This window comes from Bradyrhizobium sp. P3_C3 (genome assembly GCF_056402655.1).
On record NZ_JBFUGY010000015.1, the window covers coordinates 57,245 to 81,278 of the forward strand.

The 24,034-nt window shown below is 64.7% G+C and carries 18 protein-coding genes; 8 read left to right on the forward strand and 10 right to left on the reverse strand.

All coding sequences use genetic code 11. The features are described from left to right. Nucleotides 1-19 precede the first annotated feature (19 nt). A complete protein-coding gene (locus tag AC1DW2_RS19045; protein ID WP_477006929.1) occupies nt 20-406 on the forward strand; it encodes an MAPEG family protein in 387 nt (128 codons plus the stop codon). 77 nt (nt 407-483) lie between these two features. On the opposite strand, the gene AC1DW2_RS19050 is transcribed toward AC1DW2_RS19045, so the two are convergent. The 3 genes from AC1DW2_RS19050 to AC1DW2_RS19060 form a co-directional block, all read right to left on the reverse strand. Beyond that, nucleotides 484-1,677, reverse strand: coding sequence for an ABC transporter substrate-binding protein (locus AC1DW2_RS19050; RefSeq protein WP_166347942.1), 1,194 nt, complete (start codon nt 1,675-1,677; stop codon nt 484-486). Nucleotides 1,678-1,966: 289 nt separating this feature from the next. Continuing rightward, complete coding sequence (locus tag AC1DW2_RS19055; protein ID WP_166347937.1) at nt 1,967-5,137, reverse strand: efflux RND transporter permease subunit; 3,171 nt, start codon at nt 5,135-5,137, stop codon at nt 1,967-1,969. Then, the gene (locus tag AC1DW2_RS19060) at nt 5,134-6,345 is read right to left on the reverse strand and encodes an efflux RND transporter periplasmic adaptor subunit (protein ID WP_063979975.1); all 1,212 of its coding nucleotides are present in this window, start codon (nt 6,343-6,345) and stop codon (nt 5,134-5,136) included. Before AC1DW2_RS19060 ends, AC1DW2_RS19055 begins: the two co-directional genes overlap by 4 nt. Before the next feature lie 338 nt (nt 6,346-6,683). On the opposite strand from AC1DW2_RS19060, the gene AC1DW2_RS19065 reads away from it, so the two are divergent. From AC1DW2_RS19065 to AC1DW2_RS19095, 7 genes are all read left to right on the forward strand, one after another. After that, a complete protein-coding gene (locus tag AC1DW2_RS19065; RefSeq protein ID WP_477006930.1) occupies nt 6,684-7,838 on the forward strand; it encodes an iron-containing alcohol dehydrogenase in 1,155 nt (384 codons plus the stop codon). 18 nt (nt 7,839-7,856) lie between these two features. After that, the gene (locus AC1DW2_RS19070; protein WP_071909070.1) at nt 7,857-9,407 is read left to right on the forward strand and encodes an AMP-binding protein; all 1,551 of its coding nucleotides are present in this window, start codon (nt 7,857-7,859) and stop codon (nt 9,405-9,407) included. 374 nt (nt 9,408-9,781) lie between these two features. Beyond that, nucleotides 9,782-11,380 carry an ABC transporter substrate-binding protein gene (locus tag AC1DW2_RS19075; RefSeq protein WP_477006931.1) on the forward strand — a complete coding sequence of 533 codons (1,599 nt, stop codon included), beginning with the start codon at nt 9,782-9,784 and terminating at the stop codon, nt 11,378-11,380. A 35-nt stretch (nt 11,381-11,415) separates the two neighbouring features. Further along, nucleotides 11,416-12,363, forward strand: a complete 948-nt coding sequence (locus AC1DW2_RS19080; protein WP_477006932.1) for an ABC transporter permease — start codon at nt 11,416-11,418, stop codon at nt 12,361-12,363. A gap of 9 nt (nt 12,364-12,372) precedes the next feature. After that, a complete protein-coding gene (locus tag AC1DW2_RS19085) occupies nt 12,373-13,266 on the forward strand; it encodes an ABC transporter permease (protein WP_477006933.1) in 894 nt (297 codons plus the stop codon). Next, nucleotides 13,266-14,273 (forward strand): ABC transporter ATP-binding protein, encoded by a 1,008-nt coding sequence (locus AC1DW2_RS19090; protein WP_063979981.1) that lies wholly within the window; start codon nt 13,266-13,268, stop codon nt 14,271-14,273. The genes AC1DW2_RS19085 and AC1DW2_RS19090 overlap by 1 nt, the downstream gene beginning before the upstream one ends. Beyond that, nucleotides 14,270-15,256: an ABC transporter ATP-binding protein gene (locus AC1DW2_RS19095; protein ID WP_477006934.1), complete on the forward strand. Its 987-nt coding sequence runs from the start codon at nt 14,270-14,272 to the stop codon at nt 15,254-15,256. Before AC1DW2_RS19090 ends, AC1DW2_RS19095 begins: the two co-directional genes overlap by 4 nt. Here the strand turns inward: AC1DW2_RS19095 and AC1DW2_RS19100 are convergent. From AC1DW2_RS19100 to AC1DW2_RS19130, 7 genes are all read right to left on the reverse strand, one after another. Then, on the reverse strand, nt 15,228-16,046 hold the full coding sequence (locus tag AC1DW2_RS19100; protein ID WP_063979982.1) for a hypothetical protein: 819 nt from the start codon (nt 16,044-16,046) through the stop codon (nt 15,228-15,230). The two genes, AC1DW2_RS19095 and AC1DW2_RS19100, sit on opposite strands and share 29 nt — an antisense overlap. A 300-nt stretch (nt 16,047-16,346) precedes the next feature. Beyond that, nucleotides 16,347-18,323, reverse strand: coding sequence for an acetyl/propionyl/methylcrotonyl-CoA carboxylase subunit alpha (locus tag AC1DW2_RS19105; RefSeq protein WP_477006935.1), 1,977 nt, complete (start codon nt 18,321-18,323; stop codon nt 16,347-16,349). Further along, nucleotides 18,320-19,936: an acyl-CoA carboxylase subunit beta gene (locus AC1DW2_RS19110; RefSeq protein WP_166071465.1), complete on the reverse strand. Its 1,617-nt coding sequence runs from the start codon at nt 19,934-19,936 to the stop codon at nt 18,320-18,322. Before AC1DW2_RS19110 ends, AC1DW2_RS19105 begins: the two co-directional genes overlap by 4 nt. 114 nt (nt 19,937-20,050) lie before the next feature. Beyond that, entirely contained in the window at nt 20,051-20,917 is an 867-nt protein-coding gene (locus AC1DW2_RS19115) for a beta-keto acid cleavage family enzyme (RefSeq protein WP_166071472.1), read from the reverse strand. Between the two features lie 193 nt (nt 20,918-21,110). Beyond that, nucleotides 21,111-21,911: a helix-turn-helix domain-containing protein gene (locus AC1DW2_RS19120; RefSeq protein WP_071909063.1), complete on the reverse strand. Its 801-nt coding sequence runs from the start codon at nt 21,909-21,911 to the stop codon at nt 21,111-21,113. A 175-nt stretch (nt 21,912-22,086) separates the two neighbouring features. Then, on the reverse strand, nt 22,087-22,743 hold the full coding sequence (locus AC1DW2_RS19125) for a glutathione S-transferase family protein (protein ID WP_477006936.1): 657 nt from the start codon (nt 22,741-22,743) through the stop codon (nt 22,087-22,089). Then, on the reverse strand, nt 22,743-23,906 hold the full coding sequence (locus AC1DW2_RS19130; protein WP_477006937.1) for an acyl-CoA dehydrogenase family protein: 1,164 nt from the start codon (nt 23,904-23,906) through the stop codon (nt 22,743-22,745). Before AC1DW2_RS19130 ends, AC1DW2_RS19125 begins: the two co-directional genes overlap by 1 nt. Between the last annotated feature and the right edge of the window lie 128 nt (nt 23,907-24,034).

The window sequence follows — 24,034 nt, forward strand, 5'->3', positions numbered from 1 at the left end:
CTCCTCAAAAGGATCTGCGATGTATCATCTCACCGCCCTCGTCACGCTGCTGGCGATCGCATTCTACATGTTCACCTGCATCAACGTCTCGCGCTCGCGCACCAAGACCGGAGTCAAGGTGCCGGCGATGTCGGGCCATCCGGACTTCGAGCGCGCCTTCCGCATTCAGGCGAACACGCTGGAATGGATGCCGGTCTTCCTGCCGGCGCTCTGGCTGTTCGCGATCTATATCGGCGATGCCAGTGCAGCGGGAATCGGCGCGGTTTGGATCATCGGCCGCATCGTCTACTTCATCGGCTATTCGCAGGCGGCGGCAAAGCGCGGCCCGGGCTTTGCGATCCAGGGCATCGCAGCGATTGCGCTGTGGGCGGGCGCATTGGGGGCGGTGGTGTTGCGGATGGTGTGAGGGGCGGCATCACGCGCGCTCGTATGCCGGGCGCGGTGCAGCGTTTCACGCTGCAGCGCGTCCGGGACACGAGAGCGTCACTTCGTCAGCGGGCAGCCGCTGTCCTTGGCGGCGAAGAACGCCTTGTCGCCGGGGACGGTTGCGAGCAGCTTGTAATAGTCCCACGGCTTCTTCGATTCCGACGGCTTCTTGACCTCGAACAGATACATGTCGTGGACCATGCGGCCGTTCTCGAGCACCTTGCCGCCCTGCGCAAAGTCGTCGTCGACCGGCAGCTCCTTCAGCTTCTTGGCGACCGCGTCGGGGTCCTTGGTGCCGGCGGCCTTGACCGCCTTGAGATAGCTCAGCGTCGCCGAATAGGTGCCGGCCTGGATCATGTTCGGCATCCGGCTGGTGCGCTTGAAGAAGCGCTCGCCGAAATGGCGCGTGCGGTCGTTGAGGTCCCAGTAATAGCCCTCGGTCAGCACCAGGCCTTGCGCGGCCTGCAGGCCGAGACCGTTCACCTCGGCGAGCGTCATCAGGAGGCCGGCGAGCTTCTGGCCGCCGGAGACGATGCCGAACTCGGCCGCCTGCTTGATCGAGTTGGTGGTGTCGAGGCCGGCATTGGCGAGGCCGACGATCTTCGCCTTCGAGCTCTGCGCCTGGAGCAGGAAGGAGGAGAAATCCGACGAGTTGAGCGGCACGCGCACCGAGCCGGCCACCTTGCCGCCATTGGCGGTGACGATCTCGCTGGTGTCCTTTTCCAGCGCATAGCCGAAGGCATAGTCGGCCGTGAGGAAGAACCAGGTGTCGCCGCCCGCTTTCGTCAGCGCGCCGCCGGTGCCGACGCCGAGCGCGCGGGTGTCATAGGCCCAGTGGAAGCCGTAGGGCTGGCAGGCATCGCCGGTGAGGCGCGAGGTCGCGGCGCCGACGACGATGTCGATCTTCTTCTTTTCCTTGGAGAGCTCGTGGATCGCGAGCGCGACCGAGGAGGTCGTCAGCTCCGTGATCATGTCCACGTTCTCGACGTCGTACCAGCGCCGCGCGATCGACGCGGCGAGATCCGGCTTGTTCTGGTGATCGGCGGTGACCATCTCGATCTTCTGGCCAAGCACTTCGCCGCCGAAATCCTCGATCGCCATCTTGGCGGCTTCGACCGAGTATTTGCCGCCGTAGTCGGCATAGACGCCGGACTGATCGTTGAGAATGCCGATCTTGACGCCTTGCGCGAAGGCTGGCGCAGCCAGCAACAGAGCAGACGTTGCGACAGCGGCCAAAAGTGCTGATTTCATATGTTGGCTCCCAGCAGTTTTCTGTTTTGAAATCGCGCGGATACTAGTGAAGAACCCCGCGCCTGCCCATCCATTTCATGTTGGTCGTTAGTATGGGCGCCAGCTACAAAATTGGTGTCGCCCCGGACAAGCGCAGCGCAGATCCGGGGCCCATAACCACAGGGAGGAGTTTGGCGCGCGAGCTAGTGGTTGCCAGCCTTCGCCAAACTCCTCCCTGTGGTTATGGGTCTCCGCCTACGCGGGGGACGACAGCGGGGGGTGTGGATACGCTGGCGGCCGCCACCGACAACTAAGGGGCCACCACCTCCGGCTTCTTCCCCTCGTTCCGCCCTTCCGCCAGGTTCCGCACCACCACATAGAAGATCGGGGTGAACAGCAGGCCGAACAGGGTGACGCCGATCATGCCGAAGAACACGGCAACGCCGACCGCCTGCCGCATCTCCGAGCCGGAGCCGGACGATATCACCAGCGGCAGCACGCCGAGGATGAAGGCGAAGGAGGTCATCAGGATCGGCCGCAGGCGCAGGCGGCAGGCATCGATCACGGCCTCCAGCCGCGGCTTGCCCTCTTTCTCGATGTCGCGTGCGAATTCGACGATCAGGATCGCGTTCTTTGCAGCTAACCCTACCAGAACGACGAATCCGATCTGGGTGAGGATGTTGACGTCCTGCCCCATGATGCGCACGCCGATCGTGGCGGCCAACAGGCACATCGGCACGATCAGGATCACCGCGAATGGAAGCGTCCAGCTGCCATATTGCGCGGCGAGCACGAGATAGACGAACAGCACGCAGATCGGGAACACGAGCAGGCCCGCATTGCCGCCGGTGACCTGCTGATAGGACAGATCGGTCCATTCGAAGGTGAAGCCGCTGGGCAAGATGTCATCCGCGAGCTTCTTGATGGTGTTGAGCGCCGTGGTCGAGCTGGTGCCCGGCGCCGGCTCGCCTTGGAGCTCGGACGCAGCATAGAGATTGTAGCGCGCGACGCGGTCGGGGCCGGAGACGTCCTTGAACTCGACCACGCTGCCGAGCATCACCATGTCGCCGGAGGCGTTGCGCGTGCGCAGGCGCGAGAGGTCGCTGGGCTCTTTTCGGAACGGGAAGTCAGCCTGCGCGGTGACGTGATAGGTGCGGCCGAACAGGTTGAAGTCGTTGACGTAGGTCGATCCGAAGTAGGTCTGGATCGTGTCGTTGATGCTGGCGATGGGCACGCCGAGCTTCTGCGCCTTGGTGCGGTCGATGTCGACGAAGAGCTGCGGCGTGTTGGCCGAGAACGGGGAGAAAACCGTGGGGCCGAGCAGCAACGGCGATTTGCGCGCCGCGGCGACAAGCTCGTCGGTGGCCGCGGCGAGCAGCTCAGGTCCTCGGCCCTGGCGATCCTGGACGCGGATGGTGAAGCCGCCGCCGGTGCCGATGCCGGGCACGGCCGGCGGCGGAATCACGATGATGAAGGCGCCCTGGATTGCGGCCAGGCGCTTGCGCAGTTCGACCGTGATGGCGTTCGCAGACAATCCCTTCTTCATCCGCGCCTCGGGCTCGTCGAAAACCGGGAACAGCGCCGCAGCATTGCCCGCCTGCGTGCGGGTGGCGCCCGAGAAGCCGGCGAAGGCGGCGACGCGGACGATGCCGGGCGTGTCCAGCGAGATCCGCTCGATCTCGCGCACGACTTCGGTGGTGCGCGCCAGCGACGCCGCGCCCGGCAATTGCACGGAGATGATGACATAGCCGCGATCCTGCGCGGGAATGAAGCCCTGCGGCGTGGTCGCGATCAGCCAGCCGGCGCTGCCGATCAGCACGACATAGATCAGGATCATCACCACCGAATGGCGGATCACGAAATTGGCGAGGCCGGCATAACCATGCGAGAGCCGGTCGAACACGCGGTTGAACACGCCGGTGAACGCATTCCAGCCACGCGCGAGGAGATTCCAGGCGGCAGGCGGTCGCTTCTCTGCGTGCGGCGTGAGGATCATCGAAGCCAGCGCCGGCGACAGCGTCAGCGAGCAGAAGCAGGAGATCGCGGTCGCCACCGCAATGGTGACGGCGAATTGCTGGAAGAACTGCCCGGAGATGCCGCCAATGAATGCGGTCGGCACGAACACGGCGCAGAGCACCAGCGCGATCGAGACCAGCGCGCCGCCGACCTCCTCCATGGTCTTCAGCGCCGCATCGCGCCGACTTAAGCCGTGCTCGAGATGGCGCTCCACATTCTCCACCACCACGATGGCGTCGTCGACCACGATGCCAACCGCAAGCACGAGGCCGAACAAAGTGAGGTTGTTGATGGAGAAACCGAGCGCCGCCATCACCGCGAAGGTGCCGACCAGCGAGACCGGGATCGCGATGATCGGAATGATCGCCGGCCGCCAGCCCTGCAGGAACACCAGCACCACGATGACCACCAGCAGCATGGCCTCGTAGATGGTCTTGATCAGCTCGTGGACAGACTGCGCGATGAACTCGGTCGGATTGTAGCCGATATTGTAGTCGAGGCCTTTCGGAAAGCTCTCCTTGAGCTTCACCATGGTGTCGGAGATATTCTTTGCCGTCGCAAGCGCGTTCGATCCCGGCCGCTGCGTCACCAGCATGGCAACCGCCGACTTGCGCAACAGGAAGCTGTTGGTGGAGTAGGCGAGAGCACCGAGCTCGATGCGGGCGACGTCGCGCAGCCGCACCGTGCGGCCGTCGGAGCCGGCCTTGATCAGGATGTCCTCGAACTGCTTCTGGTCCTTCAGGCGCCCGGTGAAAACGAGGTTTGGCTGGAAGGCCCGGTCGGCGATCGGCGGTTCGGCGATCTGGCCGCCTGCGATCTGGACGTTCTGGGCACGGATCGCGGCCAGCACCTCGGTCGAGGTCAGGCCGAGATTGGCGATACGATCAGGGTCGAGCCAGAGCCGCATCGAATAGTCGCGTGCGCCGAAGATCTGGATGTCGCCGACGCCGTCGATCCGCAGCAGCTGGTCACGGACCTGGAGCAGCGCGTAATTGGATATGTAGAGCTGGTCGAACGTATCGTCCGGCGACAGCATGAACACGACCATCAGGATGTCGGGCGAGTTCTTGCGCGTGACGACGCCGTTGCGCTGCACTTCGTCCGGCAGCTGCGGCTGTGCGATCGCGACGCGGTTCTGCACCAGCACCTGCGCCTTGTCGAGGTCGGTCCCGAGCTTGAAGGTGACGGTGATCGTCAATTGCCCGTTCGAGGTCGCCTGGCTGTAGAGATACAGCATGTCCTCGACGCCGTTGATCTGCTGCTCGATGGGAGCTGCGACGGTGTCGGACACGGTCTGCGCCGAGGCGCCCGGATATTGCGTGGTGACGACGACCGTCGGCGGCACCACTTGCGGATATTCGGAGACCGGCAGCGTGGTATAGGCGAGCGCGCCGACGATCAGCAGCACGATCGACAGCACCATCGCCAGGATGGGCTGGTTGATGGAGAGACGGCCAAGGTTCATGACTTGTCACCGGACTTGGCCGGCGCTGGCGCGGGAGACGGAGCGACCTTGGCGCCGACGCGGGCGCGCTGGATGCCGTTGACGATGACGCGGTCCTCCGCCTTCAGCCCCTCGCGGATCACGCGCAGGCCCTCATCGAGCGGACCGAGCACCACAGGGCGGGCCTCGACGGTGTCGTCCGGCTTCACGACGAACACGATCTTGCGGGACTGGTCGGTCGCGACCGCGACGTCGGGAATCAGCAGCGCCTCATAGGGCGCGCTGCCGATCAGCCGGACGCGGCCGAACTGGCCCGGCAGGATCGAGAGATCGGTGTTCTTGATCACGGCCCGGCTGCGCAGCGTGCCGGTTGAGACATCGAGGCGGTTGTCGAGAAAGTTGATGGTGCCCTCATGCGACGGCTTGGTCTCGCCGGCGAGCGTCACCTGCACCGGGTTCGCGGTGTCGCGCGAGCTCGGGCGGCGGCCTTCGAACCACAGCTTGCTGTATTTGATGAAGGTCGCCTCATCCATGTCGAAATAGACGTAGATCGGGTCGAGCGCGACGATCGAGGTGAGCAGCGTCGAGGTGCCGGTATCGCTGCCCTGCACGAGATTGCCGGGGCTGACGAGATGGCGACTGACGCGGCCGGTGAGCGGCGCGGTCACATGGGTGAACTCGATATTGAGCCGGGCGGCCTTCAGCGCACCTGCGGCCTGCGTCTCCGCGGCATGCGCGGCCTGCAAGGCCTGGCGGCGCTGGTCGACGGCCTGCTCGGAGACCGCGCTGGTCTGGACCAGGTTCAGGCCACGGTCGAGCTCGCGCTTGGCGAGCTCCACCTTGGCACGTGCGTCGGACAACTGGCCGTCCGCCTGCTCGGCCACCGCCTCGAACGGGCGCGGGTCGATGACGTAGAGCAGGTCGCCCTGATGCACGATCGCGCCGTCCTGGAACTCGACGGAGTTGACGAAGCCGCCGACACGGGGCCGCACCTGCACCTCCTCGACCGCCTCGAAGCGGCCGGTGAATTCGTCCCAATCGGTGACGGTGCGCTTGACCGGCTGGGCAACGGTCACCGGCGGCGGCGGTGGGGCGGCGGCCTGCGAGGCCGGTTGTCCGCAACCAGTGAGAGCGAACGTCGCGGCGAGGAGCCCGGCAATTGCGCAAAGTCGAGGTAGGACGAAATCGTGCGTTTTGACAAAATGCTCGTTTCGGTCCGGTCCGCTCATCCCAAGTCCCTCGCACATTTGCCGCAGCAAAAGCAGCGTACTCGCCTACCCGCGGGCGACACAAGATGGGTTTCAATGATGAAATCTTCAAGACGAAAGCGCGCGCAACGCTCGGGAGGATGCCCTAGCCGGATGACGGGTTGACAGCGAGAGAGATGATGACAAGCGGTAGCTGATGCGCGTCGGCGTAAGGTCAGCAATCAAGACGCGGCGCTCGCCACCCCCCCCTGGAGGCGGAGGGTAAGAAAGTCGCCAGCGTCTTCGCACATGACGGACACCGTCCGCTCGGCTAGATTACTTCCAGAAAAACAAAGCCGAATTGTCCTAGGAGGACAGGCGTGCACCAGGGACGTGTCGTTTACGGCGCGATCGAGGAGGTCGTGTTCGGCCATCCCGCGGCCGAGGCCGTCGTTGCGCAGATGGACCGGCTGGGGACGCGCCGCGCCTTCCTGATGGTCTCGGGCACGCTGAACCGTCAGACCGACGAAATCGCGAAGATCAAGGACGCGCTCGGAGCGCGCTGCGCCGGCCTGTTCGACGCCATGCCGGCGCACACACCGCGCGAGGCAGTGATCGCGGCGACCAATGCCGCACGCGAAGTGAACGCCGACCTGATCGTCACCGTGGGCGGCGGCTCGATCACCGACGGTGCCAAGGCGGTGCAGCTCTGCCTTGCCAACGGCATCGACGACGTCGAGGGCATCGAGCGCATCCGCGTCCACAAGGGCGTCGCGCCCGAGATGACCGCCCCTGACGTGCGGCAGATCAGCGTGCCGACCACGATCGCGGGCGGCGAGTTCAGCGCGATCGCCGGCGTCACCGACCGCGCCACTCATGTGAAGCAGATGCTGCGGCATCCGCTCACGGTGCCGCGTGCGACCATCCTCGATCCCGCCATCACCGTGCACACGCCGGAATGGCTGTTTCTGTCCACCGGCATCCGCGCCGTCGACCATTGCGTCGAGGCGATCTGCTCGCGCGAGACGCATCCTTATGCCGACGCGCAGTCGGTGAAGGGCCTCGCCATGCTCGCCGACGCGCTGCCGCGGGTGAAGGCCGACCCTGCCGATCTCGACGCCCGCATGGACGCGCAGATCGGCACCTGGCTGTCGATGGGCGCGCTCGCCGCCGGCGTGCCGATGGGCGCAAGCCACGGCATCGGCTATGTGCTGGGTGCGGCCTTCGACGTGCCGCACGGCTACACCTCCTGCATCATGCTCCCTGCGGTGATGCGCTGGAATGCGCGCGACAATTCCGAGCGCCAGACGATCGTCGCCGCCGCGATGGGTTTTCCCGGCCACAACGCCGGCGACGTGCTCGACGCCTTCATCCGCTCGCTCGGCATGCCGCGCAGCCTCGCCGACGTCCGCGTCTCGCCTGAGCATTTCGACGCCATCGCCGAACAGGCGATGCGCACCAACTGGATCCCGCGCAACCCGCGCAAGATCGGCGGCCCCGCCGACATTCGCGAAATCCTGCTTCTCGCCGCATAATTTCAAGCCGGAGGACTGATGTATCCAGGTCAGCATGCTCGTCTACGCCCGCTCCAGCCCGCCTTCATCATGGCTGCAACCGGCGAGGCCGTCACCTATCGCGAGCTCGATGCGCGCAGCAACCGCCTGGCGCATCTGTTCCGCGAGCACGGCTTGAAGCGGCTCGACCATTATTCGATCTTCATGGAGAACAATTCGCGCTACCTCGAAGCCTGTGGCGCGGGCGAGCGCTCCGGGCTGTACTACACCTGCATCAACTCGTTCCTGACGCCGGGCGAGCTCGCCTATCTTCTCGTCAACAGCCAGTCGAAAATCCTGATCACGTCCGTTGCGAAACTCGACATCGCCCGCGAGGCGATCAAGGCCTGTCCGGACATCAAGCTCTGCATCGTCGCCGACGGCCCCGGCGAGAGCGACCGTATCGTCGGCCTCGCCGAGGTGACCGCCGACCTGCCCGAGGCTCCGATCGCCGATGAATGGCTCGGCACCGCCATGCTCTATTCATCCGGCACGACCGGACGGCCGAAAGGCATCCTGCGCCCGCTGCCGGAGGAGCCGCCGAAGCACAATCTGCCGCTGTTCGATTTCCTGACAAAGCTTTGGCGCTACCGCGAGGGCATGGTCTATCTCTCGCCTGCCCCCCTCTATCACTCCGCGCCGCAAGCCGCGGTGAACCTCACGATCCGCATGGGCGGCACCGTGATCATCAAGGAGACGTTCGATCCCGAACGTTATCTCCAGCTCGTCCAGCAATGGGGTATCACCCACACCCAGCTGGTGCCGACGATGTTCTCGCGCATGCTGAAGCTGCCGGAGGAGGTGCGCGACCGCTACGACCTGTCGTCGCTGGAGATTGCGATCCACGCCGCGGCGCCCTGCCCGGCATTGGTCAAGGACGACATCATCAAATGGTGGGGGCCGATCATCCACGAATATTACGGCGCGACCGAAGGCCTCGGCTTCACCGCCTGCAACAGCGAGGAATGGCTTAGCCACCGCGGCACCGTCGGCAAGGTGCTGCTCGGCGACCTCCACATTCTCGACGAGAACATGAGGGCGTGCCCGACCGGCACGCCGGGCCAGGTCTGGTTCAAGACGGCATCGTCGTTCGAATATTTCAACGACCCCGAGAAGACCAGGGAGGCGCGCTCGGCCGACGGCAGCATGAGCACGGTCGGCGACGTCGGCTATGTCGACGAGGATCGTTTCCTCTATTTGACCGACCGCGCGACCTTCATGATCATCTCCGGCGGGGTGAACATCTATCCGCAGGAATGCGAGAACCTGCTGATCACCCATCCGAAGGTCGCCGATGCCGCGGTGTTCGGCGTGCCCAATCCCGATCTCGGCGAAGAGGTGAAGGCGGTGGTCCAGCCGATGCCCGGCATCGTGCCGGGCGAGGCGCTCGCCGAAGAACTGATCGCCTTCTGCGGTCAATCGCTGTCGCGGCAGAAGGTGCCGCGCTCGGTCGATTTCGAAAAGGAACTGCCGCGGCTGCCGACGGGCAAACTGTACAAGCGGCTGCTGCGGGACCGCTATTGGGGGAACAAGACGTCACGGATCGTGTGAGCCCCACGGTCGTCCCGGGGCGCGACGAAGTCGCGAACCCGGGACCCATAACCACCGGCGGGAGTCGTCACGCGAGCAGGTAACTCCGAGTCTTCGTCAAACGACTTCCCGTGGTTATGGATCCCGGATCTGCGCTTCGCTTGTCCGGGACGACGGCGGAGTTTGTTGAGGCAGCTGCCCGCAACATCTGCACAGGAACCATCCCTTCGCACCTGCACTCTCACATGAAGAGAGTGTGAACGCCTGCGGCCTTCCGTCATCCGAATTGTCGAGGCGGCGAGCGGCCTTGCCGGTTGCCTCGCTGCACGTGCGTCGCTATCGTCTGACAAACAGGCCGCAAAGGCCCAAAAGACTAATGTCCAGGGAGGATGAGCATGCGGAGCGTGTGGGCGCTCGCCGCAGTGGCGGCGCTATCTGTGCTGACGGCCTCGACCACCGCGCTCGCCGGCGGGCCCAAGCAGGGCGGAATCCTGCGGATGTACCACCGCGACAGCCCCGGCAATGCCTCGATCCATGAAGGCGCGACCTATTCGCTCAATGTTCCCTTCATGCCTGTGTTCAACAACCTCGTCATCTACAAGCAGGACGAGGCGCAGAACAGGATGGACAACATCATTCCGGAACTCGCCGAGAGCTGGGCCTGGGTCAACGACAACAAGACGCTGACCTTCAAGCTGCGCCCGGGCGTGAAATGGCATGACGGCAAGCCGTTCACCTCCGCGGACGTCAAATGCACCTTCGATATGCTGATGGGCAAGTCGCAGCAGAAGTTCCGGCAGAATCCGCGCAAGACCTGGTACGAACAGGTCAATGACGTCTCCACCAACGGCGACCTCGAAGTTTCCTTCAACTTGAAGCGGCCGCAGCCGTCGCTGCTGGCCCTGCTCGCCTCGGGCTACACGCCGGTCTATCCCTGTCACGTCTCGCCCGGCGACATGCGCACGCACCCGATCGGCACCGGCCCGTTCAAATTCGTCGAGTTCAAGGCCAATGAATCGATCAAGCTGACCCGCAATCCCGACTATTGGCGCGAGGGGCGGCCCTATCTCGACGGCATCGAGTTCACCATCATCCCGAACCGTTCGACCGCGATCCTCGCCTTCGTCGCCGGCAAGTTCGACATGGCGTTCCCGACCGAAGTGAGCATTCCGCTGCTGAAGGACGTCAAATCGCAGGCGCCGAAAGCGGTCTGCGTGGTCGAGCCCAACAATGTCGCCACCAACATCATCGTCAATTCCTCCGCGCCACCGTTCGACAATATCGACATCCGCCGCGCCATGGCGCTGTCGCTCGACCGCAAGGCGTTCATCTCGATCATGTTCGAGGGCCAGGGCGATGTCGGCGGCACCATGCTGCCGCCACCGAACGGGCTGTGGGGCATGCCGAAGGAGATGCTCGAGAGCATTCCCGGCTATGGCCCCGATGTGAACGCCAACCGCGAGGAAGCCAGGAAGCTGATGCAGAAGGCCGGCTACGGGCCGGACAAGCATCTCGCCGTCAAGGTCTCGACCCGCAACATCCCGGTCTATCGCGATCCCGCGGTGATCCTGATCGACCAGCTCAAGAGCATCTATATCGACGGCGAGCTCGACGTGGTCGAGACCGCGAACTGGTTCCCGAAGATCGCACGCAAGGACTACATGCTCGGGCTCAATCTGACCGGCAACGCCGTCGACGATCCCGACCAGTCGTTCTACGAGAACTATTCCTGCGGTTCCGAGCGCAACTACACCAATTACTGCAACAAGGAGATCGAAAAGCTGTTCGACGTGCAGTCGCAGGAGACCGACGTCAACAAGCGCAAGAAAATGGTGTGGGACATCGACAAGAAGCTGCAGGAGGACGTCGCCCGCCCGATCATCTTCCACGCGCGCACCGGCTCCTGCTGGCAGCCCTATGTCAAGGGCGTAACGGTGATGTCGAACAGCTCCTATAATGGGTATCGCTACGAGGACGTCTGGATGGACAAGTAGCGCAGGCGGCTGACGGTTTCGACAGGAGGCGATGCATGTTTGCCTATCTGGTGCGGCGCCTGTTCCTGATGCTCGTGACCCTGTTCGGGATCTCGGTCGTCATCTTCTTCCTGCTGCGCGTCGTGCCCGGCAACATCGTCGACATCCTGTTTGCCGCGGCGGGCTACGTCGATCCCGCCGACAAGGCAAATCTGGAGAAGGAGCTCGGCATCGACCAGCCGCTGGTCGTGCAGTACTGGCACTGGATCAGCGGCTTTCTGCGCGGCGATTTCGGCTACTCCTATGTTTCGGAGAAGCCCGCGCTTCAGGAGATCCTGCCGCGGATCCCGATCACCGCGCGGCTCGCCGGGCTGGCGCTGCTGTTCTCGGCGTCGATCGGCATTCCGCTCGGCGTCATCAGCGCGGTGAAGCAGGGCACACGACTCGATTACGCGTTGCGCGTCGTCAGCCTCAGCGGCTTGTCGCTGCCCTCGTTCTGGCTCGGCCTGCTGATCCTCACGGCGTCGGTGGCGATGTTCAACCAGATGCCGATCTTCAATCCCAATCCGCAGACGTGGCTCGAGGCGTTCGCGACCTACGCCGTGCCTGCGGCCGCCGTCGGCTTCCGCAGCGCGGCGCTGACCATGCGCATCACGCGATCCTCGATGCTCGAGGTGCTGCGGCAGGACTATATCCGCACCGCGCGCGCCAAGGGCGCCTCCGACGCGGCCGTCAACTATAAGCATGCGCTGAAGAACGCGATTTTGCCCGTCATCACCGTGATCGGCATCGAGGCCGCGTTCCTGATCGGCGGCCTGATCGTGACCGAGACCGTGTTCAACATCCCCGGCGTCGCGCGCTTCCTGGTCGAAGCGATCCGCTGGCGCGACTATCCGATTGTACAGAACCTCGTGATGCTGATTGCGGTCGTGGTGGTGAGCGCGAACTTCATCGTCGACATGCTCTACGCGGTGTTCGATCCGCGCATCCGGTATACGGATTAGGAGATCAGCTTGGCCGCGATTGACTATGATCTCGAACTGAGACGCGCCGGGGCGCATGCGACCGGTGGCTGGCGGCGTGTGCTGTTCCTGGCGCAGCGGCACGTGCTGGGCGCGGCCGGGCTGATCATCATGACGCTGTTCGTGTTCACAGCGATCTTTGCCGATTTCATCGCGCGCTACGATCCCCTGACCATCGACGCCGCCCGTGCGCTGGCGCGCCCGAGCCTGGCGCACTGGATGGGCACGGATTCCTTCGGCCGTGACGTGTTCAGCCGCATCATCTACGGCGCGCGGATCTCGCTCGCGGTCGGCATCGGCTCGACGGCACTTGGCGGCACGATCGGGGTCATTGTCGGGCTGACGTCCGGTTATCTCTCCGGCTGGGTCGATCTGGTGTTCCAGCGTGTCTCCGACATTCTTCAAGCGCTTCCACTGCTGGTCCTGGCGTTGATCATGACCGCCGCGCTCGGTCCGTCCCTGCCAAACGTCATCATCGCCATCGCCATTCCGCTGATCCCGACCGTGTCGCGCGTCATTCGCGCCAACACGCTGGCGCTGCGCGAGCTGCCCTTTATCGAAGCCGCCAAGTCGATCGGCATGAGCGAGGTGCGGATCGCGCTACGCCACGTGCTGCCGAACACGCTGGCGCCGCTGATCGTGCTCGCGACCGCGCAGCTCGGCTCGACCATCCTGACCGAAGCCTCGCTGTCCTTCCTCGGCCTCGGCATTCCCGAACCCTATCCGTCCTGGGGCCGCATGCTCTCGGAATCCGCCGCCGAATATGTCCGCACCGCGCCGTGGCTGGTGATCTTCCCCGGCATCGCGATCAGCCTCGCCGTGTTCGGCGCCAACCTGTTCGGCGACGCCCTACGCGACATCCTCGATCCCCGGCAGCGCGGCTGATGGCAGACAAATCCGATCTCGTGCTCGATGTGAAGAACCTGAAGACGGTGTTCTTCACCAATTCCGGCCTGTTCAAAGCCGTCGACGACGTCTCGTTCACCGTGAAACGTGGCGAGACGCTCGCGATCGTCGGCGAATCCGGCTGCGGCAAGAGCGTCACCGCGCTGTCCCTGATGCGGCTGGTGCCCGATCCGCCCGGCCGCATCGTCGGCGGGTCGGTCACGCTCGAAGGCACCGAGCTGCTGGCGCTGGATGAATCCGAGATGCGTGCTGTCAGGGGCAATCGCATCTCCATGATCTTCCAGGAGCCGATGACCTCGCTCAATCCGGTGATGCGGATCGGTGACCAGATCGTCGAGGCGGTGCGGTTGCACCGGGCGATGCCGGCCAGAGAAGCCCGTGACATCGCGGTCGAGATGCTGCGGCTGGTCCGCATTCCCGAACCGGCACGGCGCGCGCGGGAATATCCGCATCAGCTTTCCGGCGGCATGCGCCAGCGCGCGATGATCGCGATGGCGCTCGCCTGCCGGCCGGCGCTGCTGATCGCGGACGAGCCGACCACCGCGCTCGACGTCACCATCCAGGCGCAGATCCTGGCGCTGATCCTCGACCTTCAGAAGGAGCTCGGCACCGGCCTCGTGCTGATCACGCATGATCTCGGCGTCGTCGCGCAGACCGCGCAGCGGGTGATCGTGATGTATGCGGGGAAGAAGGTGGAGGAGGCAACGGTGGAAGCGCTGTTCGCCGATCCCAAGCACCCCTACACGCGCGGGCTGATGGCCTCGATCCCGGCCGTGCCGGCGTCAGGTGTTCCGGTGCAGGCGCGGCTGAACGAAATTCCCGGCACGGTGCCCTCGCTGGTGCGGTTGCCGAAAGGCTGCGCCTTCGCGCCACGCTGCAAGCTCGCGATCAAGCGTTGCGAGGCCGAATATCCGCCGCTGGAGGACTGGGGCGGCGGCCATCTCGCGGCGTGCTGGCGCGCGGCCGAAGTGGCGGAGGTGGCATGACCGAAGCGCTGCTCGAAGTCACCGATCTCAAGAAGCACTATCCGGTGCGCGCCGGCGTGTTGCGGCGGCAGGTCGGCACCGTGCATGCGGTCGACGGCGTCTCGTTCTCGGTTCATACCGGCGAGACGCTCGGCCTGGTCGGTGAATCCGGCTGCGGCAAGTCGACGGTGGCGCGCAGCGTGCTGCGGCTGGTCGAGCCGACTTCGGGTCAGATCCGCCTTGACGGAGAGGACATCACCCGTCTCTCCAAGACCGCGCTGCGGCCGCATCGCCGCTCGATGCAGATCGTGTTCCAGGACCCGTTCGCTTCGCTCAATCCGCGCATGACCGCCGGCGACATCGTCGGCGAGCCGCTCACCGTGCATGGGCTCGCAAGCGGCAAGGAGCTGGAAGCGCGTACCGCAAAACTGTTCGAGCAGGTGGGCCTGCGGCCCGATCAGATGCGCAACTTCCCGCATCAATTCTCCGGCGGCCAGCGCCAGCGCATCTGCATCGCACGGGCGCTTGCGCTGGGTCCACGCCTGATCGTCTGCGACGAGCCGGTCTCCGCGCTCGACGTCTCGATCCAGGCGCAGGTGATCAATCTCCTGATCGACCTGCAGAAGGCGCACGGCTTCTCCTATCTCTTCATCGCGCATGACCTCGCCGTGGTCGCCCATATCAGCCACCGCGTCGCCGTGATGTATCTCGGCCGCATCGTCGAGATCGCCGGCAAGGACGAGCTGTTCCGCAATCCGCGCCATCCCTACACGCAGGCCCTGCTCGCCTCCGTGCCGGTTGCGAACCCGTTTGCCAAGAAGCTCGCGCCGCTGGTCGACGGCGACGTGCCGAGTCCGGTCAATCCGCCCTCCGGCTGCGCATTTCACACCCGCTGCCGGTTTGCGATCGAGCGGTGCAAGACGGAGCGGCCGGCGCTGGTGGACGCAGGCGGCGGACATCAGGTGGCGTGCCTGCTCAACGAGGGGACGGGGCGGAGCCAGTAGCAACAGGCCGCAACGCCCGGATCACCGGCCAGGCCGCCAGCGCGGCGGCCAGATGCTTGAGCGTGTGGCCCGAGACAATGTGGCCTGTCGCTTCAAATATGGTCACGTCACCCAGCTCGAAAAGCTTGGCCAGCGCGTAAAAGAAGATCACGCCGCCCAGAGACACGCCAAGCGCACCGGGCCGGGGCCGTGTCAACGCCAGTCCCACGGCCAACGCCATGCCGCCGAACTGCACGACCACCCATGGCGTGAGATTCTCGCGTGCCACCCAGGCCGCGAGCAGGCCCGCAACCGTCACCAGCACCACCACCGCCTGACCGGCACGCACGCTGATGCGCTCGCTGGCCGCGATGCCCAGAAAGCCCGCGAACGCCACCGCCATACCGAGACGATCGGCCACCAGCCGCTGCGGCGCGTCGGGATCCAGATGATAGATGCACGATCCTATGCAAGTGAGGATCAGACCCACGAAGAGGCAACCTGCACCCGCGGGCGCATCAGGGTGGGCACGCAGGCGCAGCAAGCCCCAAGCGCCCATCGCCAGGAAGGCAAGATTGCTCAGCACGTCGCCGGCGTTGGGCACGCCCAGCCAGGTGCGAGTGTCGACGAAATGCGGGATGTGCCAGGCGGAGGCGGGCAACGCCGGCGCGAGGAGCGCCACCAGCGTCAGGACGAAGAGCGCGCCAATCAAATATTTTTCGCGGATCTGAGGTGCGGCGAACGGCAGTCGGTTGGACCGCGAAGGGAGCGTGGCAGCTGTGTTTCGGCCGGGATCAGTTGCGCGCAACATACAGGCCTCCTCGTGAATTGAACATCGTTCAATATTAGTAAGCCGAAAGTGAATATTGTTCAATAAAACTGCGCTTGAGCACGAACTGGTAACTATCGGATTGAAATCATTCAAATTTCGGCGCGAAAACGAAGAGCTGCCACGGCAGGGCTCGACGGAGCATCTCACCCCATCGTCATTGCGAGCGCAGCCAAGCAATCCGGGCCCCTCCGAGTAGTGAGACGGGATTGCTTCGTCGCCTCCACCTTCGCTCTTCGAGCTAGGGCGGACAAGTCGTTCCTCGCGATAATGGCGAGAGCGCTACCCCGCCCCGATCTCCGCGACGATCCTGCCCGTCGTGACCTGCTCGCCTTCGGCGACGTCGATCGCGGCGACCACGCCGTCGATGCCGGCCTTGTGGACGTGCTCCATCTTCATTGCTTCCAAGGTCATCACTGGTTGACCGGCGGTGACGCGATCGCCGGGCTTGACCAGCACGGCGACGATGCGGCCGTTCATGGCGGCGCGGACTTTGCCATCGCCGCCATTGCTCGCAGCCGCCTTTGGCGCGGCGAGGGTGAGATCGGTGACAGCAAGCGGGATGCCGCGATGCTGGAGGTAAAGCCGGTCGCCATCGCGCAGGAATTTTGCGCTGTCCATCACGCCGTCGTGGCGGAAGCGGATGGCGTCAGGATCGAGCTGGTCGATCTCGAACTTGTCCTGACGGCCGTCTGCGGCGACGATGTAGCCGCCATCGCGCTCACGCGTGACTTCGAGCTCGTGGGTGTGGCCGGCGATCTCGACTTTCGCCGGCAGCGGGAATGTTGCCGCCAAGCTTCGGCCACCTTGCCATGACGGCGCGCGCGGATTGGTGACATAGAGCAGCAGGCCAGCCAGCGCCGTATCGAATGCAGCATTCGCCGGAGGCGCCAACAGTTCGTCGCGATGTGCGCCGATGAAGGCTGTCGTCGCCTCGCCCCTGGCAAATCCGGGATGGCGCAGGCAGGACATCAGGAACGCCTGATTGGTGGTCACGCCAAATGCAGTGAGTTGCTCCAGGCCGACGATCAGCCGCCCCCTCGCCTCCTCCCGTGTCGCGCCATGGCTGATCACCTTGGCGATCATGGAATCGTAGAACGGCGGAATCTCCGCACCCGATCGCAGCGCGTGCTCGACGCGGATGCTGTCAGGTACCTGCCAGCGCGCCATGCGGCCGGACTGCGGCATGAAATCCTGCGCGGCATCTTCTGAGCACAGCCGCACCTCGATGGCGTGGCCTGAGAATTTGATGTCCTGCTGCTTCACCGGCAGAGGCTCGCCACGGGCGACACGCAGCTGCAGCTCGACGAGATCGAGCCCGGTGATGGCTTCGGTGACGGGATGCTCGACCTGGAGGCGCGTGTTCATCTCCATGAAGTAGAACTCGCCGCTGGCGTCGAGCAGGAATTCCAGCGTGCCGGCGCCCTCGTAACGCAATGCCCTCACCGCGGCGACAGCGACCTCGCCCATTTTCGCGCGCAGCTCCGGCGTGACCGCCGGCGATGGCGCCTCCTCGATCAGCTTTTGATGTCGCCGCTGCACCGAGCAGTCGCGCTCGCCGAGATGGATGGCGTTGCCGTGGCTGTCGCCGAACACCTGGATCTCGATGTGGCGGGGATTCTGGATGGCGCGTTCGAGGATGACCGTGGGATCTCCGAACGCGGCGTTCGCCTCCGACCGCGCGCTGCGCAGCGCGTCGGGGAAGGATGCGGCATCGGTGACGAGCCGCATGCCGCGTCCGCCGCCGCCCGCAACCGCCTTGATCATCACGGGGAAGCCGATCTTCCTGGCTTCCGTGAGCATGACCTCGTCGCCCTGGTCGGCACCTTGATAGCCGGGCACGCAGGGCACGCCGGCCTTCTTCATGATCTCCTTGGCGCCGGCCTTGTTGCCCATGGCCTCGATCGCCTGCGGCGAGGGGCCAATGAAGACGAGGCCGGCCTCCTTGCAGGCCTGCGCAAAGTCCTCGTTCTCGGCGAGGAAGCCGTAGCCGGGATGGACGGCATCCGCGCCGCTCACCTTGGCCGCGGCGATGATCGCGGGAATGTTGAGATAGGATTGCGCCGGCAGGGCTTCGCCGATGCGCACGGCCTGGTCCGCCTGCCGCACATGGAGCGCATCGCGATCGGCATCCGAATAGACCGCAACGACGCCGAGGCCGAGCTGCCGCGCGCTGCGCATCACCCGCAGCGCGATCTCGCCGCGATTGGCAACCAAAACCTTGAAGAACGGCCGGTGCTGCACTGATCCGTTCCTCATGGGCGGGCCACCGAAAACTGCATGCGCTGGGGCGTGCGCGCATCGCCCTCGCGGCAGATCGCGAGCACCTCGGACAGCACCGCACGGGTGTCGCGCGGATCGATCACACCGTCGTCGAGCACGCGCGCGCTGGTCGAGAACACGTCCATCTGGCCGTCGAACACGCCGATGATTTGCGCCTTCATCGCGTCGAGCTTTTCTTTCTCGACCGGCTTGCCGCGGCGCGCGGCGGCGGCCTCGGTCACGATCGCCATGGTCTCGGCGGCCTGCTCGCCACCCATCACGGCGGTCTTGGCGTTGGGCCAGGAGAAGCAGAAGCGCGGATGGAAGCCGCGTCCACACATGCCGTAATTGCCAGCGCCGAACGAGGCACCGCAATAGATGGTGATCTGCGGCACCGTCGCCGACGTCACCGCCTGGATCATCTTTGAGCCGTGCTTGATCATGCCGGCTTCTTCATAGGCCTTGCCGACCATGTAGCCGGTGGTGTTGTTGAGATAGAGAATCGGCGTACGGGTCTGGCAGCAGGCCTGGATGAAATGCGTCGCCTTGTTGGCGCCGGCGGGATCAAGCGGACCGTTGTTGGTGATGATGCCGATCGCCTGGCCCTCGATGCGGGCGTGACCGCAGACGGTGGCGGGGCCGTAATTGGGCGCCATCTCGGTGAAGTCGGAATCGTCGACGATGCGCGCGATCACCTGCTTCATGTCGACGGTGCGCTTGTGGTCCATTGGCATGATGCCGAGCAGCTCGTCCTGGTCGTAGCGTGGCGGTTTGAACTGTGAATCCGCTCGGCCCGGCCGCTCCCATTCCAGCGCCGCCATGATCTCGCGCGCGATGCGCAACGCATCGCGGTCGTCCTCCGCGAGGTAATCGCCAAGGCCGGAGACCTGCGTGTGCATCTCGGCGCCGCCGAGTTCTTCCTCGGTCGCGATCTCGCCTGTCGCCGCCTTCAGCAGCGGCGGCCCGGCAAGGAAGGCGCGGGTGCGGCCGCGCACCATGACGATGTAGTCGGACAGGCCGGTCTGGTAGGCGCCGCCCGCGGTCGACGAACCGTGCGTGACGGTGACGACCGGCAGCCCCGCCGCCGAAAGCCGCGCGAGATTGCGAAAGATGTTGCCGCCACGGACAAAGTCCTCGACGCGGTAGCGCAGCAGATTGGCCCCGGCGCTTTCGACGAGCTGGACGTAAGGCAGCTTGTTCTCCAGCGCAAGCTCCTGCACCCGCAGCGTCTTGTCGAGACCGTAAGGCTGGAGCGCGCCCGCATCGATGCCGGCGTCATTGGCGCTGACCATGCAGCGGACGCCGGAGACGAAGCCGATGCCGGAGATGACGCCGCCGCCGGGCACGCTCTTGTTCGCATCTGATACGTCGAACATGTAGCCGGCGAGCGTCGACAGCTCGATGAAGGGCGCGCCGGGATCGAGCACCAGCGCGACGCGTTCGCGCGGCAGCAGCTGGCCGCGCTTGTGGAAGCGATCCTTTGCCGCCGCCGACGCCGCACGCGTGCGCTCTTCCAGCGCGCGCATGCGGTCGATCAGCGCGAGCATGCCGTCGCGGTTGGCGTGGTAGGCGGCGCTGCCGGGGGAAATGGTGTTGTCKAGAATGGACATAACTCTATCCTGCTCGTCATTGCGAGGAGCGAAGCGACGAAGCAATCCAGACCGTCACCGCGGAAAGACCCTGGATTGCTTCGCTTCGCTCGCAATGACGGTTGAGGCGATACCTTACCTATTCGTCCCAAAGATCTTCCGCGCCTCGGCGGGGCTTGCGATCTCGCGGCCCACACGGCGGGCGCAGGCGGCGATGGCCTCGATCAACTGGCCGTTCGACGTCACCTTCTTGCCGTCGGCGAGATAGAAGGCGTCCTCCAGACCGGTGCGGAGATGGCCGCCGAGTTCGGCACAGCGCTGGTGCAGCGGCCAGATCTCTTCGCGACCGATCGCGGTGACCTGGAAATGCGCCTCGGGCCGTTTCAGCTTGATCAGGATCGGCAGCAGATCAGGATCGGACGGCATGCCGGAGGCAACGCCCATCACGAAGTTATATTCGAGCGGACCTTTGTACATGCCGACCTGATGGTACATGCCGACGCAGCGGACGATGCCGACGTCGAAACATTCGAACTCGGGGATGGTGCCGACCGCGTTCATGACGTCGAGATAGTCCTTCACCTTCTCGACCGCGTTGTCGAACATCATCGGCGGCCAGGCCCAGGTGTTGTCAGCTTTCACCTTCAGATAGTTCAGCGAGCCGGCGTTGCAGGCCGCGATCTCGGGCCTGGTCTCGCGGATGCAATCGAGCGCGCCGCTGTAGTTCGGCCCTGAGACGCCCGAGGTGTGATTGATGATGACGCCGGGGCAGGCCTCGCGGATGGCCTGCTGAATCTCCTTGCTGACACTCACGTCCCAGGACGGCAGATGTCCCTTGTCCGGCGCCTGCTGGCGCAGATGGATGTGCATGATGCTGGCGCCGGCATCGAACGCAGCCTTGGCTTCGCGTGCCATCTGCTCGGGCGTCACAGGCACGTTGTGCTGCTTCGGGTCGGTGAGCACGCCGTTCAGCGCGCAGGTGATGACGGCCTTGTCGCTCATGCCACTATTGTCTCGCACGTTGAGAATTCAACGCTTGCGATCATGGGACGCGCGGGCATGCGGCTTCTTGCGCGGAGAAGCTGGAAGGCGAGATGCCGTAGGGTGGGTTAGCCGAAGGCGTAACCCACCTCTTTAGCTTCCGCGGAGACAGAAATGGTGGATTACGCCTTCGGCTAATCCACCCTACGAAGAACTAGCTCGCCTCCGCGAGCCTCACCGTCTCGGTGCTGCGGTAGATCGCGAGGTCGCGCGAGCCGACGAAGATCGCGCGCGGCTTCAAGCCATAGAAGCGGCGGATCGAATGGCTGAAATGGGTCGAGTCGGGATAGCCGATGTCCTGCGCGAGATGGGCGAGATTGAGGTCCTGGTTGGCGAAGTGCAGCAAATGCCGTGCGCGCTTCCAGGCGCGGAAGGAGCGGAACGAGATGCCGGTCTCCTCCTTGAACAGATGCAGGAAGCGCGAGGCCGAGAGCCCCGCTTCGGCGGCGCACGTATCCGCCGTCACCGGCTCGCCGGAGAAGCGGCCGATGCGGGCGACGGCGCGCATCACGCGCGGATCGAGCACGCGACGCGGCAACGCCTCGCCAAAGCACATCTCGTCGAATTCGGCGGTGGTGATGTCGCCATAGCGGCGCTGGCGCAGCAGCGTGTAGGCGGCGAGGATCTTGCGGGCATAGACGGCCCGGTCAGGTCCGGTCAGCCGCTCGGCCAGGGCCTCGATTACGCCGTCCGGCATGCTTTCCGGCTCGAGCGTCACGCTGATTGCAGTGCGGTAGTCGCTGGCGATGGAATGCCGCTGGTTCGGCAGGGTCACGAACAGCTCGCCGGTGGCGAGAACGTCGTCGATCGTCAGATGCAGGCTGCCCTTCACCGCGACATAGACGTGGCAGCAGCCGGGGGTGCGCTTGCGGGGGCGGCCGAGCAGGCCGGCATAGAATACCCGCTCCGGCGTGATCAGCATCAGATGGTCGGATTCGCGACCGTTATCTTCCATTGGGATCCTCCTCGCGCGGCTCTTTGGCCGCTGCGGACGGAGGTCACCTTAGCGGAAATTTGGGCGCTGTCACGGCGCGATAGCGCTGTCATGGCGCGCAAAAGATTACCATTCCGGGACGATGATCAGTCGTCCCGGAACCGCGATGAGACCGCAGTCCCATCCTACGGAATGCTTACGCCCTCACGCGCGGCGCAACATTCTGCTCGACGCCGGCCTTCTGCTCCGCAGCAACCGCGCGCTTGAATCCGTCGCGTTGCTGCAAACGCGCCCAATACGCTGCGACATTTGGCCCGAAATCCTTGGCGAGCCCGACGTTGTTGGCGAGGCGGAGCGCGTAGCCGATGACAATGTCAGCGGCGGTGAATCGGCCTGCGCACAATGTTTCGGCATTGGCCGTCGCCGCCTCGACCGCGCGCAGGCGCCCCAGGAACCATTTTGCATAGTCCCCGGCGACCTGCGGATTGCGGCGCTCCTCCGGCTCGAGCTGGGTGTACCGGAGCACCAGCGTCTGCGGGAAGGTTAACGTGGCGTCGCTGAAATACATCCAGTTCAGGAACGCGCCATAGGCGGGATCTTCGGGTCCGACCATCAACGGCGTCGGTCCGTGCCTGACGCCGAGATAGTGGCAGATGCCGGAGGACTCGGTCATCCGCGTCTCGCCGTCGATCAGGAAGGGGATCGTGCCGAGCGGATTGATGCCGAGATAGTCCTTGGCGAAGACCCGCGGCGGGAAAGGCAGCATCTTCAATTCGTAAGGAAGCCCCATCTCCTCCAGCATCCAGAGCGGACGGAACGAGCGCGCGGCGTCGCAATGATAGAGCGTGATCATCAGGAAATACCCTTACTGCCGGGCAGCGTGCCCATCATCTTGCACAGGACCATCAGCATGACCTCGTCGGCACCGCCGCCGATCGAGGTCAGGCGGCTGTCGCGATAGGCACGGCTGACCGGCGTCTCGTTGGTAAAGCCCATTCCGCCCCAATATTGCAAGCAGGCGTCGGTGAGCTCGCGCCCGAGCCGGCCGGCTTTCAGCTTGGCCATGGTCGCAAGCTTGGTCACGTCCTCGCCGGCCACGAGTTGCTCGGCGGCGCGATAGATCAGCGCGCGCAACAGCTCGACTTCGGTCTGCATCTCCGCGAGCTTGAAGTGCACGACCTGGTTGTCGAGGATCGACTTCCCGAAGGCTTTGCGGTTGCGGGTGTATTCGATGGTCTCGTTGATGATGTATTCATGCGCCTTCAGGCAGGCCGCCGCGCCCCAGAGCCGTTCCTCTTGGAACTGGATCATCTGGTAGGTAAAGCCCTTGCCCTCCTCACCGATTCGGTTGCGCTTGGGCACGCGGACATTGTCGAAGAAGATCTGCGCGGTGTCTGACGAGCGCATGCCCATCTTGTCGAGCTTTCGCGCCACCGTGACGCCCTTGCTCTTCATGGGCACGCAGATCAGCGACTTGTTGCGGTGAACCGGCCCATCGCCAGTGTTGGCGAGCAGGCAGATCCAGTCGGCCTGGGTGCCGTTGGTGATCCACATCTTGCCGCCATCGATGACGTAGTCATCGCCGTCAGAGCGCGCATTGGTCTTGATCGAGGCAACGTCCGAACCCGCGCCGGGCTCGGAAACGCCGATGCAGGCGACGTAATCGCCTGATATCGAGGGGCTGAGGAATTCGCGCCGCACCTCGTCCGAGCCAAACCGCGCCAGCGCCGGCGTTGCCATGTCGGTCTGCACCCCGATCGCCATCGGCACGCCGCCGCAGGTGATGGCGCCAAGCTCCTCCGCCATCATCAGCACATAGGAATAATCGAGGCCCGAGCCGCCGAACGCGACCGGCTTGTTCAAGCCGAGGAAACCGAGGCTGCCCATCTTCTTGAACAGCTCATGCGCCGGGAAGATGTCGGCCTTCTCCCACTCATCGACGTGAGGGTTGATCTCGCCCGCGATGAACTTTTGCAGGGAACGACGGATGTCGTCGTGGTCGGCGGTGAATAGCATTTTTGTCAGCTCAGCTCTCGGTATCTCTAATGTGCTCGTCATGGCCGGGCTTGTCCCGGCCATCCACGTCTTCGTCACCCGGCAGCAAGAACGTGGATGCCCGGGACGAGCCCGGGCATGACGGAGAA